Annotated in this window: 13 protein-coding genes; 6 read left to right on the forward strand and 7 right to left on the reverse strand. The window is 69.9% G+C overall.

The window, feature by feature from the left end; genetic code table 11:
* Positions 1–4: 4 nt before the first annotated feature.
* From AB0J91_RS13110 to AB0J91_RS13120, 3 genes are all read right to left on the reverse strand, one after another.
* Positions 5–925, reverse strand: coding sequence for an AEC family transporter (locus tag AB0J91_RS13110; protein ID WP_363788784.1), 921 nt, complete (start codon positions 923–925; stop codon positions 5–7).
* 188 nt (positions 926–1,113) lie between these two features.
* Positions 1,114–4,269: an arabinosyltransferase domain-containing protein gene (locus AB0J91_RS13115; RefSeq protein ID WP_363867650.1), complete on the reverse strand. Its 3,156-nt coding sequence runs from the start codon at positions 4,267–4,269 to the stop codon at positions 1,114–1,116.
* Between the two features lie 729 nt (positions 4,270–4,998).
* Positions 4,999–5,529 (reverse strand): hypothetical protein, encoded by a 531-nt coding sequence (locus AB0J91_RS13120; RefSeq protein WP_363867653.1) that lies wholly within the window; start codon positions 5,527–5,529, stop codon positions 4,999–5,001.
* Between the two features lie 130 nt (positions 5,530–5,659).
* On the opposite strand from AB0J91_RS13120, the gene AB0J91_RS13125 reads away from it, so the two are divergent.
* Positions 5,660–6,217 carry an FABP family protein gene (locus AB0J91_RS13125; protein WP_363867656.1) on the forward strand — a complete coding sequence of 186 codons (558 nt, stop codon included), beginning with the start codon at positions 5,660–5,662 and terminating at the stop codon, positions 6,215–6,217.
* A gap of 144 nt (positions 6,218–6,361) precedes the next feature.
* Here the strand turns inward: AB0J91_RS13125 and AB0J91_RS13130 are convergent, their stop codons facing one another.
* Positions 6,362–6,565: a cold-shock protein gene (locus tag AB0J91_RS13130; protein WP_125088080.1), complete on the reverse strand. Its 204-nt coding sequence runs from the start codon at positions 6,563–6,565 to the stop codon at positions 6,362–6,364.
* A 349-nt stretch (positions 6,566–6,914) separates the two neighbouring features.
* On the opposite strand from AB0J91_RS13130, the gene AB0J91_RS13135 reads away from it, so the two are divergent.
* Positions 6,915–8,027 carry an LLM class flavin-dependent oxidoreductase gene (locus AB0J91_RS13135; protein ID WP_363867659.1) on the forward strand — a complete coding sequence of 371 codons (1,113 nt, stop codon included), beginning with the start codon at positions 6,915–6,917 and terminating at the stop codon, positions 8,025–8,027.
* 43 nt (positions 8,028–8,070) lie between these two features.
* Here the strand turns inward: AB0J91_RS13135 and AB0J91_RS13140 are convergent, their stop codons facing one another.
* Positions 8,071–8,691 carry an L-threonylcarbamoyladenylate synthase gene (locus AB0J91_RS13140; protein ID WP_363788793.1) on the reverse strand — a complete coding sequence of 207 codons (621 nt, stop codon included), beginning with the start codon at positions 8,689–8,691 and terminating at the stop codon, positions 8,071–8,073.
* 155 nt (positions 8,692–8,846) lie between these two features.
* On the opposite strand from AB0J91_RS13140, the gene AB0J91_RS13145 reads away from it, so the two are divergent.
* A complete protein-coding gene (locus tag AB0J91_RS13145; RefSeq protein ID WP_363867662.1) occupies positions 8,847–10,907 on the forward strand; it encodes a TRAP transporter fused permease subunit in 2,061 nt (686 codons plus the stop codon).
* Entirely contained in the window at positions 10,897–11,877 is a 981-nt protein-coding gene (locus tag AB0J91_RS13150; protein ID WP_363867664.1) for a TAXI family TRAP transporter solute-binding subunit, read from the forward strand. Before AB0J91_RS13145 ends, AB0J91_RS13150 begins: the two co-directional genes overlap by 11 nt.
* Positions 11,878–11,923: 46 nt before the next feature.
* On the opposite strand, the gene AB0J91_RS13155 is transcribed toward AB0J91_RS13150, so the two are convergent.
* Positions 11,924–12,547 carry an HNH endonuclease family protein gene (locus AB0J91_RS13155; protein WP_363867667.1) on the reverse strand — a complete coding sequence of 208 codons (624 nt, stop codon included), beginning with the start codon at positions 12,545–12,547 and terminating at the stop codon, positions 11,924–11,926.
* 116 nt (positions 12,548–12,663) lie between these two features.
* Positions 12,664–13,881, reverse strand: coding sequence for an MFS transporter (locus tag AB0J91_RS13160; protein ID WP_363867670.1), 1,218 nt, complete (start codon positions 13,879–13,881; stop codon positions 12,664–12,666).
* A gap of 220 nt (positions 13,882–14,101) precedes the next feature.
* Between AB0J91_RS13160 and AB0J91_RS13165 the strand changes: the two genes are divergently transcribed.
* Positions 14,102–15,691: a long-chain-fatty-acid--CoA ligase gene (locus AB0J91_RS13165; RefSeq protein ID WP_363867673.1), complete on the forward strand. Its 1,590-nt coding sequence runs from the start codon at positions 14,102–14,104 to the stop codon at positions 15,689–15,691.
* Positions 15,688–16,464 (forward strand): SDR family NAD(P)-dependent oxidoreductase, encoded by a 777-nt coding sequence (locus AB0J91_RS13170; RefSeq protein ID WP_363867676.1) that lies wholly within the window; start codon positions 15,688–15,690, stop codon positions 16,462–16,464. The genes AB0J91_RS13165 and AB0J91_RS13170 overlap by 4 nt, the downstream gene beginning before the upstream one ends.
* Positions 16,465–16,546: the final 82 nt, after the last annotated feature.

The following is a 16,546-nucleotide window of genomic DNA, read 5'->3' on the forward strand; positions in this document are numbered from 1 at the left end:
CGGGTCAGCCCAGCAGGGCGGTGACCGTGACCAGCACCGGGACCGACAGGATCGTGGAGAGCAGGATCGACTCCCGGGCCAGCCGGACTCCGACGTTGTAGCGGGAGGCGTAGACGAACAGGTTCTGCGCGGCGGGCAGCGCGGAGATGACCACCGCCGCGAACAGCGGGGCGCCTTCCATGCCGAACAGCCCCGCGCCGATCGCCCAGGCGATGACCGGGTGCACGAACGACTTCAGCCCGACCGACACCAGCACCGGCCACCGCTCGGCCCCGCCCGCCGGCAGTTGCGAGCCGCGCAGCGACACGCCGAAGGCGAGCAGCACGGTGGGCACCGAGAGGTGTCCGAGCAGCGTCAGCGGTTCGGAGACCGGCCCGGGGATGCGCCAGCCCAGCAGGGACAGCGAGACGCCCAGCAGCGAGCAGATCACGATCGGGTTCTTGAACGGTGCCAGCAGCCGCGACCACGTCGAGGTCTTCTCCCCGGCCTGCGCGAAGTCGATGACGGTCAGCCCGATCGGCGTCATCACCAGCAGCTGGAACAGCATCACCGGAGCCACGAGGGTCGCGTCGCCGAGGACGTAGACCGCCACGGGGATGCCCAGGTTGCCGGCGTTGACGTAGCTGGAGCACAGCGCGCCGATGGTGGTGCGCCGGACGTTCCACCGCCGCCACAACGCCACCAGCACGAACAGCGCCGCCGCCGCGAACGTGCTCAGCGCGGTGACCAGCAGCGGAGCGGAGAACAGGACGTGCACGTCGGACTCGGAGAGCATCTGCAGCAGCAGCGCCGGGGTGCCGACGTAGAACGAGATCTTCGCGAGCACCTCGCGCCCGTGGTCGCCGAGCACCTCGGTCCGCCCCAGCACGTAACCGACCAGAACGATGGCGCCGATGACGCCGAAGCCCTGGATCACACCCGACACGACGCCTCCACCCCCAGCGCGCGGTCCACTGTGGAAGCGCGCGCGAAGCATTGCTGTTCTTCAACGCGGTTTTCGGCGCTCACTGCGGCGTCATCGCCCGGGCGCCCACCCGTTAGCGATCCTAATCGATCACAACCGGTGGAGCGGTGTCCGAATGGCCACTCTCACACCACGAGGCGCTGCGAGGGTCAGCTCTCGTCGCCGATGATCGCCGGCTCCACCGGGCGCAGGTCTGTCCGGCCGTCGGAGGTGGGCACCCGGCCCGGGAGCTTGACGGCGTCGGTGAGCGGACCCGGGCTCCAGTCGCCCCAGTGCGTCTCGCTCCGCACCTGCATCGCCGCCTCGGCACCGACGGTGTCCGGGTTGTACGGGTCGACCACGTAGATCGTTCCCCAGTCCCGGTTCGGCGAGCCCTGCAGGTAGGCGGGCAGCTGCCGGACGCTGGCGCCGACGTTGAGCCAGCCGAACGGGCCGCCGCCGCCCGGGGCCGACCAGGACTGCCCCATGTCGCGCATGATGCCGCCGCCCGCGATCCGGAACCGCGGCATCTCGAACACGCCGTTGCGGATCTTCGCCGGCTGCAGGCACGGGTGCACCAGCGCCGCGGGCCACTCCACGAACGTCGGCTGGCTGCCGATCAGGTTGGTCATGGTCGTCAGCACCGGCACGCGAGGCGCGCTGAAGGCCAGCCACCCGCCCTCGTCGTCGCGCTGGTCGGCCGCCACGATCCGGACCTTCTGGGCTCCGGGGGCGTCGAACCGCACGTCCTGCCAGGCACCGCTGTTGAGCGGGAAGTCCCGGTGCCCGCTGATCTCGAAGCCGCCGGGCAGTTCGCGGCCCCACTCCACGCGCAGCGAGTTCCCGCCGGTCGAGGAGCCGGCGAACTGCATCACCACCGGTGTGGTGCCCTCGGTCGCCTGCGGCGGCAGGTCGTACCACGGGGTGCGGATCTCGCCGGTGCCGGTCGCGTCGGCGTCGAAGGTCCCCCAGACCGGCGCGTCGTCACCGCCGTAGCCGAACGGCGGCGTGTACTGCGCGCTGCCGGGATGGCCGAAGCGGTGGAAGCCCTGCTGCTCGGCGCGCAGGTAGTCCGGGGGCTGCGCGGGGTCGCTGGACGCGCGCGGCTGGTTGCCCGACGGGGTGAGCACTCCGCGGCGGGGGTCGGCTTCGACGTTGATGTAGTCCGACAGCCCGCAGCTGCTCCCGGTGATCTGCTTGACGTTGTCCGGGCCCAGGCTGTAGCTGCCGCGCTGCTTCTCGATGCCGACGGCGAACAGCCCGACCTCGCCGACCAGGCACAGCGCGCAGGTGATCGTCAGCGGTGCGGCGCCCAGGCTCAGCACGCGCTTGCGCGCGGTCGGGGTCACCACCGGCGGCTCGCCGTGGCGCACGTGCTCGACGAAGGCGACGACCAGGGCGAGGAACCCGACGACCAGGAACGCGGTGCTGGCGTGCCGCCCGTCGAGGCTGGGTGCCTTGTCGAACCACGGAACGCCCCAGCCGGAGACGTACCACCAGGAGTTGGTGCCGGTCACCGAGTACGCGCACACCACCATCAACCCGGCGAAGAACCCGGCCCGGTTGCGGCGGGAGCGCAGCACGGCGGCGCTGGTGGCCAGCGCGGTCAGCGCCGCCAGCACCGCTCCGATGGCGGCGAACACGCCGAAGTGGTGGGTGTGCTTGGTCGGGGTGGCGGCCAGAACCAAGAAGCACAGCACCGCGATGCCCAGCATCCGCCTGCTCGGCCCCACAGCGGCGCCGCGGATCTTGCCGCGGCGCAGGAACACCACACCGCTGGCCACGATGCACAGCATCAGCAGCAGGACCGGGAAGCGGCGGGTCAGCGAGCCGTCCGGCCACTTGTCGAACAGCTTCTCGTAGCGGCCGAGCTCCTCGTACCAGGAGTCGTTGGGGCCGAACTCGGTCTTGAGCTCGACGGAGTCCAGCACCGACTGCAGCGTCTGGTCGAAGAACACCCCGACCAGGATCACCAGACCGGCCGCGGCGATCGGGGCCAGCACGGGCAGCGCGCCGACCTCCCGGATGCGCCGCCACAGCAGCCGCAGCAGCGGTTTGGCCGCGGCGAGGAACGGCAGCGCCGCGACCATGCCGTGCGGGTTCGCGCCCAGCCCGAGGGCGGCGGCCAGCAGTCCCAGCGCCGCCGGGGTCAGCCGCTCGGTGGCCACGGCGCGTTCCACGGCGCAGACCGAGAGCAGGAAGAACAGCACCACGACCGGTTCGGGCCGCAGACCGTTGTTGTAGGGCAGCCAGAACGCGAGGAAGACCGCGGCGGCGGCCCACCCGGCCGATTCGCTGCGCCGGACCTGCTGGCCGAGCCGCGGCAGCACGCCGCGGCTGAGCAGCAACCAGCTCACGACGCCGAGGAACAGCGCGGGCAGCCGCACCCACGGGGTGGCAGCGGAGATGTGCACCCACAGCGCGTAGATCTCGTAGAACCAGCCGAAGGGCGATTCGGGGTTGCCGAACCAGCGGAAGTAGTTGGTGACGTAACCGGCGTCCGGGGCGGCGCGCAGCATCGTCAGGATGTAGCCGTCGTCGGCGGTCATGGCGCCGATGAGCCACCAGACCGCGAGCGCGGCGAACACCACGACGTCGCGCGCTCCCAGCCGCCACCAGCCCACCGGCAGCCACCGCACGGGTGCGCGGATCTCCAGCTTGCGCAGCGCGAGCAGGGAACCGATGAAGCACAGCACGGCCAGCACCATGGCCGTGGTCTTCAGCGCCGTCGGGGTCGTGGCGAAGCGGGTGTCGACGCCGGCCTGGAAGTCCAGTCCGCGCACGTCATCGCGCTGGTGGTCCAGCTGCGAGTAGATCCCGGTGAGCTGCGGCCGCTGGTCACCGCCCGCGGAACCCAGCGGCACGCCCGCGACGTCCGCGCGGGTCTCCCCCGCGTCGGAGTTGACGGTGATCGCGCAGTCCCCCGCCGGCAGGGCCGCCGCGCCGATCTGGTGGCCGCGCGAGAAGAAGCTGACCTGCCCGTTGTCGATCTGCAGGTGCATGCCGGTCAGGCCGCCGTAGGTGCCCGACGGCGCGTTGGTGGCCAGCAGCTCGCCCGCTCCGTTGACGCGGTCGTCGAGGTTGCGGGCCGCGGCGCAGGGCACGGTGGCGTTGAGCCAGAGGGGTTCGTGGGTGAGCAGCGGAGCCGACACCGCACGGGTGCCTTCGGCCGTGGGCCACTTCAGGGTCGTGACGTCGTGGTTCACCGGGAGAAGCGGTACCGCGACCGCCAGCAGCGCTGACAGCAAACCGAGTACCGCGGCCAGGATGCGCGCGCCTCGCCGCGCCGGGTCGCGACGCGTGAACCGCGTCGAACGCTGACTCACGCGCTCGCCACCTAACCTCGCAGGACTGCTCCTCGCAGAGCTTAAACGGTGACGACGGTCCACTTACCCCTGGCGGGTGAGAACCGGGAGTCTGCGTGGTCAGGCGAGCATCGAGGGCGCATCCTCGTCACCCGGCTTCCGCCGAGGACCGACGGGCGGACCAGCCACCGCGGAACGGGCGGAGGATCAGGCCGCGAGGGCCGGTTCCATGTCACCGGTCATCGGGTTGCGCCGGGCGTCGAACAAGTATCCGACCCAGAACCCGATGACTCCGGCACCAACGACAGCCAACGTTCCGACAGCACGCACCATGGGAGGATTCCTCTTCTCGGCGGCGCCCGATCCACTGGACCCGACTACCTGCTTCTCATGGGGAAATGCTCAACCCGTCGGGTGGCAGCGCCGTTGCACAAACGATAACCGGCAGTTAAATGACCGACCACGCCACCCCCCGCAAGCTTCCAATCACGGTCAGTCATCCCGCCGACCCGCGAACGGAGTAGCCGGTGCCCGTTGGGGCGTGCGGTGAAGGGCCTCGGTGAGCTGCGCGCGTGCGCGAGATCCGGTCTCGGGACCAGGCCACCACCCGGCCGTAGCCGTCGCCTCCGATGCGGACATTTCGCAACCGTTTGAGCGATGTCACTCTCTCGGGAAAGCGTTGCGAATAGCCCTCGGAATTCACGTTCTGCTCAGAACCGGCACGTTCTTGAAATCCACGATGCAACGGGGTCACATGTTGATCTGCGCCAATCCGCGTTCGTCGCGAGTCACCTCGGGCCAGGGTTTGCGGGCTTCGGCGAGGATCTTCGCGACCACGTCTGTGATCTCGCCCGCGGACTCGGCCATCGCGCTCACGTCGCCGACGTGCGCGGCGGGATCCAGCCCCGCGCGCCGCAGCAACGGGCCGACGTCGCGGAGGGCCCGCGCCATCCAGGCGATGGGGTCTGCCGACAGCTCGGCGTCGAAGACGCGCGCGCCGGGCTCACCGTCGGACATCTCCGGGTGCCAGTGCATGCGGTCGGCCGCGTGCGGCCGCGATTCCAGCAGGTCGAAGCGGCAGATGGCACGGCTGAGCCACGCCGCCCTGGAGGAGTAGATCGAGCCGGCCTCGGCGGACTCCGACAGGCCGCGCAGTTCGAGGCGAACACCTCGTTCACGCACGTCGGGTTCGTCGGCGAGCGCCGGGTCGGCGAAGTCGACGCCTTCCACGGTCACCGCGAGCTTCTGGAAGCAGTAGATCCGGTACACACTCGCAGACAAGCACAGCGTCGCCGGTGACGACAAGGACGATCACCTACCACGCGCAATGTCCACTGTGGATTTCCTAGATGCCGGTACACGCCGCCGTGTCGGTGCCAACACCGCTCGCACCGGCTTCTAGGCTGCCGGGGTGAGCACTCCCGAGGACTTCACCCGGTTGCCGATCCCCGCCGACACCGCCGAGCCGGGCAGCGGTCCGCCACTGCACGACGCGTGCGCGCCGCTGCGGGAGCTGGTCGGCGCATGGCGCGGCGAGGGCGAGGTGGACTACCCGACCATCGACGGCCCGTTCCGCTTCGGCCAGCAGGTGACGATCTCCCACGACGGGCGCCCCTTCCTGCGCCACCAGGCGCAGGCGTGGCTGCTCGACGCCGAGGGCCAGGTGCTGCGCCCGGCCGCCTGGGAGACCGGCTGGTGGCGCCCCGGCGCCGAGGGCCGACTGGAACTGCTGCTGACGCACGCCACCGGCCTGCTCGAAATCTTCTACGGCAGCGCGCAACCGGGGCTCTGGACGCTGGAGACGGAGACCGTGCTGGCGACGGCCACCGCCAAGGACGTTCGGGCGGCGCAACGCTCCTACGCGCTGCGCGGGGACGCCCTCGACTACGCCGAGAGCCGGGAGATGGTCGGGGAGCCGATGACTCCGCACGTCTCCGCGACCCTGCACCGGGTGAGCTCCGCCGGTTGAGACCAATCGGGTTGAACCGCAAGAAGCCCCGCACTCGTTTCCGAAGTGCGGGGCTTCTTGTCTGCGGGCCGTGTGACCGGCTCTTTGAAGTGGAACGGCTACCTCAATCGGCAGTTCGTTCCGGTATTACGTGAGACGCCGTGTTCAGATGACGCGGACGTCGGCCGCCTGCGGGCCCTTCGGGCCCTGGCTGACCTCGTAGCTCACCTTCTGGTCCTCGTCGAGGCTGCGGAAGCCGCGGGCGTCGATGGCCGAGTAGTGGACGAAAACGTCCGGGCCACCGTCGTCCGGGGCGATGAAGCCGAAGCCCTTTTCCGAGTTGAACCACTTCACGGTTCCCTGTGCCATGCTTGCTCTCTCCTTCTGGGAGCCGGTACTACATCAGACCGTCACACTGCGTGACGGCCTGGGCCGCGGATCGAACGGCGACTTGTCCAGCTACAACCAGAAAGCAGCACGCTCGCATCACCATCCTGCGAGTGTGCGCGAACACGACCCCAGAAAAATACGACCGCCACGAACACTACACGGTCCCTCGTGGACACGTCTGCCTCTTTCGCCCGGCCGTGTAGTGACCGGCGTCACATTTTCCTCGGTAGTCCGAGCGCGTGCGGGGACGCCGTTCCGGGAAGAAGAGGATCTTGTCCCAGCCCTCCCGTTCGAGGTGAAATCCATTCACAACCGGATGAGGAGAACCATGTCCAGCACGTTGCTCACCAGCCGGGACTTCAAGCTCGGCCTCTTCTCCCCCAACTGCTCCGGCGGTCTCGCCATCACCAACGTCGCCGACAGGTGGGGTGCGAGCTGGGCCGACAACCTCCGGCTGGCCCGCCTCGCCGATGACTCCGGGATCGACTTCCTCCTGCCCATCGCCCGATTCATCGGATATCCGGGCACTTCCGGCTTCCACGAGAGCGTTCTGGAGCCCATCCCCTGGGCCGCAGGACTGCTCGCCGCCACCCGGCGGATCACCGTGTTCGCCACCGTCCACACCGCTTTCAACCACCCGGTGGTCAGCGCCAAGCAGCTCGCCACGCTCGACCACGTCGGTGAAGGCCGAGCCGGGCTCAACGTCGTCGCAGGCTGGAACCAGCCCGAATACCAGGCGATGGGCCTGGAACTGCCCGAATCCCACGACGACCGCTACGCCCTCGCGCAGGAGTGGTGGGACCACGTCCGAGCCCTGTGGACCCGCGAAGGCCGGTTCGACCTGTCCGGCAGGTTCTTCGACCTCAAGGGAGTCGGAGCGAGCCCCAAGCCGGTCAACGGCACGCTGCCGCTGATCAACGCCGGATCCAGCCCGCAGGGCCGCGCCTTCGCCGCGCGCAACGCCGATTTCGTCTTCACCGCGCTCAGCGATCCCGGCCACGGCTCCGAAGTGGTCACCGAGCTGCGGCGGGACGCGCGCACCCGGCACGGCCGCGACGTCGGGGTGATGGCGCCGGCTTTCGTGGTGTGCCGCGAGACCCGCGCCGAAGCCGAGGAGTTCCTGCGCCACTACGCCGAGGAGAACGCCGACTGGGACGCGGTCGAGGAGCTGATGCGGCTGCAGGGCATGCACGCCCAGTCCTTCGCGAACGACATCATGGACACCCTGCGCACCCGATTCGCCGCAGGGCACGGGACCTGCCCGCTGATCGGCACCCCGCAGGAGGTCGCCGACGAGATCGAGCGCTACGCCCAGGCCGGTCTCTCGGGCATGACGCTGGCGTTCCTGGACTACGTCGGCGAGCTCGAGGACTTCGTCGCCGAGGTGCTGCCCCGCCTGGAGGCCAAGGGCATCCGGCTCCCGCTCGCCGCGCGGAGCTGAAAGCGGAAGCCGCCGCTTCGGATTCCGCCAACCGGGCCCTCGATCACTCGAACCGCGAAGGGTCGCCCGCGCCGACTCGCACCACCTCGGGTTCGTCGGTCGAGAAGTCGACGACCGTGGTGGGTTCGACGCCGCAGTCACCGGAGTCGATGACCGCGTCCAGGACGTGGTCCAGCTCGTCCTTGATCTGCCAGCCCTGCGTCATCGGCTCCTCCTGCCCCGGCAGCAGCAGGGTGCTCGACAGCATCGGCTCGCCCAGTTCGGCCAGCAGGGCCTGGGCGGCGACGTGGTCGGGGATGCGGACCCCCACGGTCTTCTTCTTGGGGTGCAGCAGCCGGCGCGGGACTTCCTTCGTCGCGGGGAGGATGAAGGTGTAGCTGCCCGGTGTGGACGCCTTGATCGCGCGGAACACCGCGTTGTTGATGATCACGAACTGGCCGAGCTGCGCGAAGTTCTGGCACACCAGCGTGAAGTGGTGCCGGTCGTCGAGGTTTCGGATGGAGCGGATCCGGTCCATGCCGTCCTTGTTGCCCAGCTGGGCGCCGAGGGCGAAGCAGGAGTCCGTCGGGTAGGCGATCAGTCCGTTGCCCCGGAGGATCTCCACCACCTGCCCGATCGAGCGCGGCTGCGGGTTGTCCGGATGAACGTCGAAGTACTTCGCCATGCGGCCCAGCATAGGAGTCGTGTCACGGTTGCCAAGCGCAACCGAACCCGGCGAGTCGATCTGTAGACATCCCCTGTTCGCCCGCGCATCCTGTTGCACCGGGAAGTGACCTCGGTTACATCCCACCGGAGCACAACGGGCCGAAAGGGCGAAGCATGAGCCGGGCGACACGGCCTGATCGCGAGGAACTTCCCGAAGACACCACCGATCCCGGCGAGATCGCCGCGACCCACGACGAGGAGAAACCCGCCCGTCGGCTCTCCCGCCGACCGGAACTGCTGGTCTACCTGGCGGCCCTGGCGGTCGCGCTGCTGGTGCTGCGGCAGGTCTTCTTCCCGCTGACCAAGGGCAACCAGTTCTACCTGGTCATCTTCCTCGGATGCACGCTGCCGCTGGTGTTCCTGTCCTACCGCCCCGGCGGCAGGCGCGGTTCCGGCGAACGCGACGATCCCGGCTGGTACGACTGGGCGCTGTCCGCGCTGGCGCTGCTGGTGGGCTTCTACCCGGTGCTGCCGTTCACCTCGGGCGGTTTCGACGCCTTCCTCGACCGGCAGGGCGGCCTGTCCGGTCTGGACATCCTCGCGGGGTCGCTGCTGCTGCTGTTGGTGCTGGAGGCGACCCGGCGCACCACCGGCTGGATTCTGCCGGTGATCTGCGCCGCCTTCGTCGGTTTCGCCTACTACGGCGGTTTCCTCCCGCAGCACTGGGGCATCGCGCACGCCGGGGTCGACTTCAGCCAGATCATCAACGCGCTCTACAACGACGCCAGCGGGTTCTACGGCACTCCCCTCGACGTCGCGGCCAGCTACATCGTGCTGTTCACCCTCTACGGGGCGGTGCTGTCGGCCAGCGGCGCCGGGCAGTTCTTCGTGGACTTCTCCTTCGCGGCGTTCAAGCGCTCGCGCACCGCTCCCGGCCGCACCGCGGTGCTGTCGGGTTTCCTGCTCGGCACCGTGTCCGGTTCGGGCACAGCGACGGCGGTGAGCCTGGGATCGATCACCTGGCCGATCCTGCGCCGCGCCGGATACCCGCAGGAGAACGCCGGTGGCCTGCTCGCGGCCTCGGGCATCGGGGCGATCCTGTCGCCTCCGACGCTGGGCGCGGCGGCGTTCATCATCGCCGAGTACCTCCAGACCTCCTACCTGACGGTGCTGATCTGGGCGTGCGTGCCCACGCTGCTGTACTACCTGGGCATCGTGTTCTCGGTGGAGGCCGACGCGCGGCGCTTCGGCGCCGAGGCCGTGGACACCGAGCACGGCAGCGCGTGGCGGATCCTGCTGCGCGGCGGGTACCACTTCCTGTCGCTGGCGATCATCGTGGTGTTCCTGGCGATGAACATCCCGCCGTTCGCCGCCGTCGTCTACGCCACCGGTGTCGCGGCGCTGTTCGCGCTGGTCTCGAACCTGGTGCGCGCCACCGGTGGTCCTGGCCGGGCGGTGCTGGACTGGGCGCGGAGCATGGTCGACGCGCTGTCGCTCGGGGTGCGCGGGGCGCTGCCGGTGGTGGCGGTGTGCGCGGCCGCCGGGATCATCACCTCGACGATCACCAAGACCGGCCTCGGCCAGGAGCTCGCCGACGCGCTGGTGCAGGCGGCGAACGCGATCTCGTCCGACCCGACGGTGATCCTGGTGCTCACGGTGGTGTTCTCGGCGCTGGCCGTCGGGGTGCTGGGGCTGGCGGTGCCGGTGACGGCGTCGTTCATCATCGCCTGGGTGGTCATCGGCCCTGCGCTCGGCGAGCTCGGGGTGGCCGACGCCGAGCGGGCGATGTTCATCTTCTACTACGCGGTGCTGTCCGAGGTCACGCCGCCGACGGCGCTGGCGGCGGTGGCCGCCGCCGCGATCACCGGCGGCCGGGTCATCAGCACGATGATGCAGGCCTGGAAGTACACGCTTCCCGCGTTCCTGGTGCCGATCGCGTTCGTGCTCACCGACAACGGCGCGGCGCTGCTGCTGCAGGCCGATGCGGTGACCGTGCTGTGGGTGCTGGCGGTGTCGGTCGTGGCGGTGGGCGCGTTGAGCGTGGTCACCGGCGGCTGGTTGTTCGGCCCGGTGCCCGCCCTGGTGCGAGCGCTGTTCGCGCCGGGCGCGCTGTGCCTGCTCTACCTCGAACCCCCGGTCATCGCCGTGGGGCTCGGTTTCTGCGTGCTGGGCCTGCTCGCCCAGCTGGTGTTGCGCCGCAAGGCGAAGTTCAAGGAGGAGCTCGATGCGGATTAAGGCATTGCTGGCGACCGCGGCCGCGGCGGCGCTGGTGCTCACCGGCTGCGGTGGCAAGCAGGTCCAGGAACCACCCGCCGGGCAGGCGGCGTCCTGCGAGGCCGGTGACGGCAGGCTGACCATCGCCACCGGCAACACCGGCGGCGTGTACTACGTGCTCGGAGGTGGTCTGGCGCAGGTGATCAGCCAGAACACCAAGCTGCGCGCCACGGCCGCCGAAACCGGTGCCTCGGTGCAGAACATCCAGCAGCTGGTGGCCGGCGACTACGACATCGCCTTCACCCTGGCCGACACCGCCGCCGACGCGGTGGCGGGCAAGGGCGCCTTCGACGGCCAGCAGCAGTCGATCCAGGCGCTGAGCAGGATCTACCCGAACTCCACGCACGTGGTGGTGAAGGCGGATTCGGGCATCAACAGCGTCGCGGACATGCGCGGGAAGCGGATCTCGACTGGGTCGCCGAAGTCGGGCACCGAGGTGATCGCGAACCGTATGCTGGAGTCCGCGGGCCTGAACCCGGGTGCCGACATCCAGGCGCAGCGGCTGGCGCTGGGCAAGTCGGTGGACGGGATGAAGTCGGGCACGATCGACGGGCTGTTCTGGTCGGGCGGTCTGCCGACGCCGGAGATCACCGATCTGACCACGACGCTGGGCGGTGCGGTGAAGTTCATCGACATCACCCCGCTGCTGCCGGAGCTGAACAAGATCAGCCCGGTCTACGAGCAGGGCACCATCCCGGGGGCGACCTACGGTCTTCCGGCGGACGTGCCCACGGTCGAGGTGCCGAACCTGCTGGTGGTGCGGGATGACTTCGCGGCCAACAACGCCTGCGCGGTGACCAAGCTGCTGTTCGACCGGAAGGCGGACCTGGAGGCCGTGCACCCCTCCGCGAAGCAGATCGACCGCGGCCAGGCGACCAAGAGCGACCCGGTGCCGCTGCACCCGGGCGCGAAGCAGGCCCTGGGCGGCTGAGCGCGGCGGGTGGGGGAAGCCGAGCTCGATCCCCCACCCGCGCAGCTCACTCGCAGGTGGCGAGCATGTCCGTCAGCGCCTTCTTCTCGGCGTCGGTGACGGACAGGCCGTAGCTCTTCTTCACCGTGATCCAGTCCGTGGCGTAGACGCACCACTGGCCCTGGGCGGTGGGCTTCCAGGTCGACGGGTCCTGGTCGCCCTTGCTGCGGTTGGAGCTGGAATCCACCGCGACCAGCTGCGGCAGGCTCATGTCGTTGGCGAACTGCTGGCGCTTGGCGTCGTCCCACTTGCCGGCACCGCTGCGCCAGGCGTTGGCCAGCGGAACCATGTGGTCGATGTCCACGCCCTTTGCCTGAGCGACCTTCTCGCCGGTGTAGAGACTCGTCCACGAACCCGAGGTGACCTCGCACGCCGAATTGGCCTTGACGCTCTGGCCGTCGCGCGCCAGCACCGCTTCGCGCGTGTTGCAGTTCTTCCCGGCGTCCGGCTGCGGGATCCAGTGCTTGAACTTCTCCCGCGAGTACCCGGTCATCGAGCCGGCCGGAGCGACCGCGAGCTCCGCGAGCTGGTCGCCGGCGGGACCGGTCGCCGCGCTGACCTTCGAATCGAGCAGCCCGGACTCGAAGACGAGCCACATCGCGCCCAGCAGCACCGCCGCCACGACCGACATCCAGACAGGTTTCTTGCTAGCCGACACCCGACTCCCCCTTCTCGGCGAGGTGTTCGACCAATTCGATCATCCGGGGTGTCCAGCGATCACTCCACCACGCGGGCCATGTGTCCCAGCTAACGATCACTCGGCAGGCTCAGCGCGGGCTGGCGCGGTACGTAGCGCGGCGTGTACCGCAGCAGCAGACCGGCGCCGAGGATTCCGAGGACTCCCATGCCCGCACCGGCGATCCCGACGCCGGCCAGCGCGGTGAGACCGGAGATGACCAGTGGTCCGACGGCCTGGCCGAAGTCGCCGGTGAAGCGCCAGGCGCCGAGGAACGGGGCGGGTCCGGGGTGCGGGGCGAGGTCGGCTCCGAGGGTCATCAGGATGCCGCTGCTGGTGCCGTTGGCCAGCGCGAGCAGGACCGCCACGGCGGCGAAGGTCGGCACGTCGGTGACCGCGAACAGCAGCATGTGCCCGATGGCCAGGCCGGTCATCGACGGCACCGCCGCCCAGAGCCGTCCCCAGCGGTCCATGATCTGCCCGGACGAGTAGGACAGCGCGAAGTCCACACCGCCCGCGATGCCGATGATCAGGGCGGTGGTCGACGGCGGGAGTCCGGCGGCGACGGCGACCAGCGGCAGCACCACGTTGCGGGAGGCGCGCAGTCCGCCGAGCAGCGCGGCGCAGGAGCCCATCCGCAGCAGCACGCCGCGGTGGCGGGTCATGGTGGGCAGCAGGCCGTGGTGGGCTTCGCGCCTGCCGGGGTCGTCGGCGCCGGTGAGGTTGCCGGTGAACAGCAGGAGCACGAGCGTGGCGACGGCGAAGCCGACGTGGATGAGGAACACCGATCGCTTCTCGGGGCTGATCACCAGCACCAGCGAGGACACGAAGGGGCCGATGAAGTAGCCGGCGCGGAACAGCCCGCCGAGCACGCTCAGCGCTCGGGCCCGGTAGCGCAGCGGAACGCCGGTGGTGATGAACGCGTGCCTGGCCAGTGCGAACACCGCCGTGGCCAGCCCGACGAGGAAGACGCTGGCGCCGAGCAGCCACGGGTTGGTGGAGAAGTAGCAGCCGAGCAGTCCGGCGATCGACACCAGCGAGGCGAGGATCATCGCGGTGCGTTCGCCGAGCCGGTGCACGAGCGCGCCGCTGGGCAGGTCGCCGACGAGCTCACCGACCATGATCATGGCCGCGATCAGGCCGAGCGCGCCGAGCCCGGCGCCCTGGTCGGCGGCGATCAGCGGGATCATCGGCAGGATCGCGCCTTCGCCGGTCGCGAAGAGCAGGGTGGGTCCGAAGGCCGCGAGGGCAACGGTTCTCAGCTCGAAGGGCTGCTCTTTCTCGGTCACTCTCCGTTGACACCTCGCCGCGACAATGGCTCGACCACTTGCTCCGAGATCAGCCTTGCACGCCGAAGACCAGGCCTGGAACAAGAGGAGCTCCCGAAACCCCTTCGCGCAGCGTGAAGTTCATTACGCCGGGGTGGACAAAACGCCCAGTCTTCGCCTTGACCGCCTCCGGTCGCGCCCGCACGATGAGTTGGCCCATCCCCTCAACGGCGAGGTGACGATGTCCGCACAGCCCGGCCAGGGCATGACGCTCAGCGACCAGCTCGCGCGTCACGCCCGCAAGATCCCCGACGAGATCGCGCTGCGGCACGGCGAGGTCTCCCGCAGCTACGCCGAGTTCGACGAGCGGGTCACGCGGCTGGCCGGCGCCCTGCGCGACCGCGGGTTGAGCGCGGGTGACCGCTTCGCGGTCGCCACGCTCAACCACCTGGAGACCATCGAGGCGTTCGTGGCCGGTTCGCGCATCGGGGCGATCTGCGTGCCGGTCAACTTCCGGCTGGTGGCCGACGAGATCGCCTACGCCCTCACCGACAGCGGCGCGAGCGCGGTGATCACCGATTCGTTCCTCGCCGAGACCGTGGCAGAGGCCCGCCAGCGGGCTCCCGAGACGCGGTTCGCGCTGGTCATCGGAGGCGGCGACGCCGGTCCGGGGTCGGCGGACTTCGAGCAGGCGCTGGCCGCTGCCTCGCCCGAGCACGACGAGGTCGAGGTGGACCTGCACTCCCCCGCGTTCATCATGTACACCTCCGGCACGACCGGGCGCCCCAAGGGCGCGGTGCTGTCCCACTACAACCTGCTGATGCACACCTGCAGCCTGCTGATCCACAACGGGGTCTCCGAGGACGACCGGGTGTACCTGGTCGGGGTGCCGCTGTTCCACATCGCCGGGGTGTCGGGGCTGATGGGGCCGCTGCTGCGCGGCGGCCGGATCGTGCTGTCGTCCTCCGGGCGGTTCGACCCCCGCGAGACGGTGGAGATGCTGGCGCGGGAGCGGATCTCGGGCTGCTTCTTCGTGCCGGCCCAGTGGCAGGCGATCTGCTCGCTGCCCGACATCGCCGAGTACGACCTCTCGGCGTTGCGGCGGATCAGCTGGGGCGCGGCACCGGCGTCGACGACGCTGCTGCGGGAGATCATGGCGACGTTCCCGCAGGCGGAGCTGAGCACGGTGTTCGGGCAGACCGAGTGCAGTCCGGTGACCACGGCGCTGCGTGCCGAGGACGCGTTGCGCAAGATCGGTTCGGTGGGAACGCCGATGCTCAACGTCGAGGTGCGCATCGTCGACGACGAGATGAACGACGTCGCACCCGGCGAGGTCGGCGAGATCGTCTACAGGGGACCGACGGTGATGAGCGGCTACTGGAACAAGCCGGAGGAGACCGCGGAGTCCTTCCGCGGCGGCTGGTTCCACTCCGGCGACCTGGTGCGCCAGGACGCCGACGGCTACATCTACGTGGTGGACCGCAAGAAGGACATGATCATCTCCGGCGGCGAGAACATCTACTGCGCCGAGGTCGAGGAAGCGCTCTCGGGACACCCCAAGGTCGGCGAGGTGGCGCTGATCGGCGTTCCGGACCCGCGATGGGGCGAGACCCCGCTGGCGGTGATCGCTCCGCGCGAGCCCGGCGATCCGCCGACCGACGAGGACATCGAGAGCTGGTGCCGCGCCCGCCTGGCGGGTTACAAGCGGCCCAGGCAGATTCGCGTGGTCGAGCAGCTGCCGCGCAATCCCAGCGGCAAGGTCCTCAAGACGACGCTGCGCAGCCGGTACCGCGAGCAGTCCCACACCCCGCAGGGAGGCGGCACCCCGTGAGCGAGAAGCCCAATCCGTTCGACCTGACCGGGCACGTTTCGCTGGTCACCGGCGGCAACTCCGGGATCGGCCTGGCGATGGCCGACGCGCTGGCCGCGGCCGGGGCTTCGGTGTGCGTCTGGGGCACCAACGCCGAGCGCAACGAGGTCGCGGCGCGCGAGCTCGAAGGGCACGGCGGGAAGGTGCTCGCCGTGCGCTGCGACGTCGGCGACGAGGAGCAGGTCGAGCAGGCGATGGCGCGGACGGTGGAGACCTTCGGGCGGTTGGACTCCTGCTTCGCCAACGCCGGGATCGGCGGCACCGGAAGTCGTTTCGTCGACACCGAGCTCAGCGAGTTCCGGCGGGTCACGCGGGTGGACCTGGACGGGGCGTTCCTGACGCTTCGGGCGGCGGCGCGGCAGATGCTGGCGCAGGGCGAGGGCGGGAGCCTGGTGGGCACCTCCAGCCTGGCGGCACGGCAGGGCCAGCCGCGCGGGCAGGCGTACGCGGCGAGCAAGGGCGCGCTGGTGTCGATGATCAAGTCGATCGCGATCGAGCTGGCCCGTCACGGCATTCGCGCCAACGCGGTGCTGCCGGGCTGGGTGAGCACTCCGCTGGCCGATCCGATGCTCGACTCGGAGGCCTTCCACCGCAAGGTGCTGCCGAGGGTTCCGGTCGGCCGCTGGGGCGAGCCGGGCGACTTCGGTTCGCTGGCGGTGTACCTGGCCAGTCCCGCCAGCGCGTACCACACCGCCGACGCGCTCACCGTCGACGGCGGCTACGTGAACTTCTGACCCGCGGATCTCTCGCCGTCCCGCGAGCGCCCTCCGGGAGTCCACCCGATCGCGCACCTATGCAACCAGTTGCATTGCAACT

It is taken from the genome of Saccharopolyspora sp. NPDC049357, from assembly GCF_040677225.1.
Classification (GTDB): domain Bacteria; phylum Actinomycetota; class Actinomycetes; order Mycobacteriales; family Pseudonocardiaceae; genus Saccharopolyspora.

Coding starts and splice junctions, on each gene's coding strand:
- AB0J91_RS13165 (WP_363867673.1), top strand. CDS start 14,102: ATGTCCGCACAGCCCGGCCAGGGCATGACGCTCAGCGACCAGCTCGCG.
- AB0J91_RS13130 (WP_125088080.1), bottom strand. CDS start 6,565: ATGGCACAGGGAACCGTGAAGTGGTTCAACTCGGAAAAGGGCTTCGGC.
- AB0J91_RS13135 (WP_363867659.1), top strand. CDS start 6,915: ATGTCCAGCACGTTGCTCACCAGCCGGGACTTCAAGCTCGGCCTCTTC.
- AB0J91_RS13145 (WP_363867662.1), top strand. CDS start 8,847: ATGAGCCGGGCGACACGGCCTGATCGCGAGGAACTTCCCGAAGACACC.
- AB0J91_RS13150 (WP_363867664.1), top strand. CDS start 10,897: ATGCGGATTAAGGCATTGCTGGCGACCGCGGCCGCGGCGGCGCTGGTG.
- AB0J91_RS13140 (WP_363788793.1), bottom strand. CDS start 8,691: ATGGCGAAGTACTTCGACGTTCATCCGGACAACCCGCAGCCGCGCTCG.
- AB0J91_RS13155 (WP_363867667.1), bottom strand. CDS start 12,547: ATGTCGGTCGTGGCGGCGGTGCTGCTGGGCGCGATGTGGCTCGTCTTC.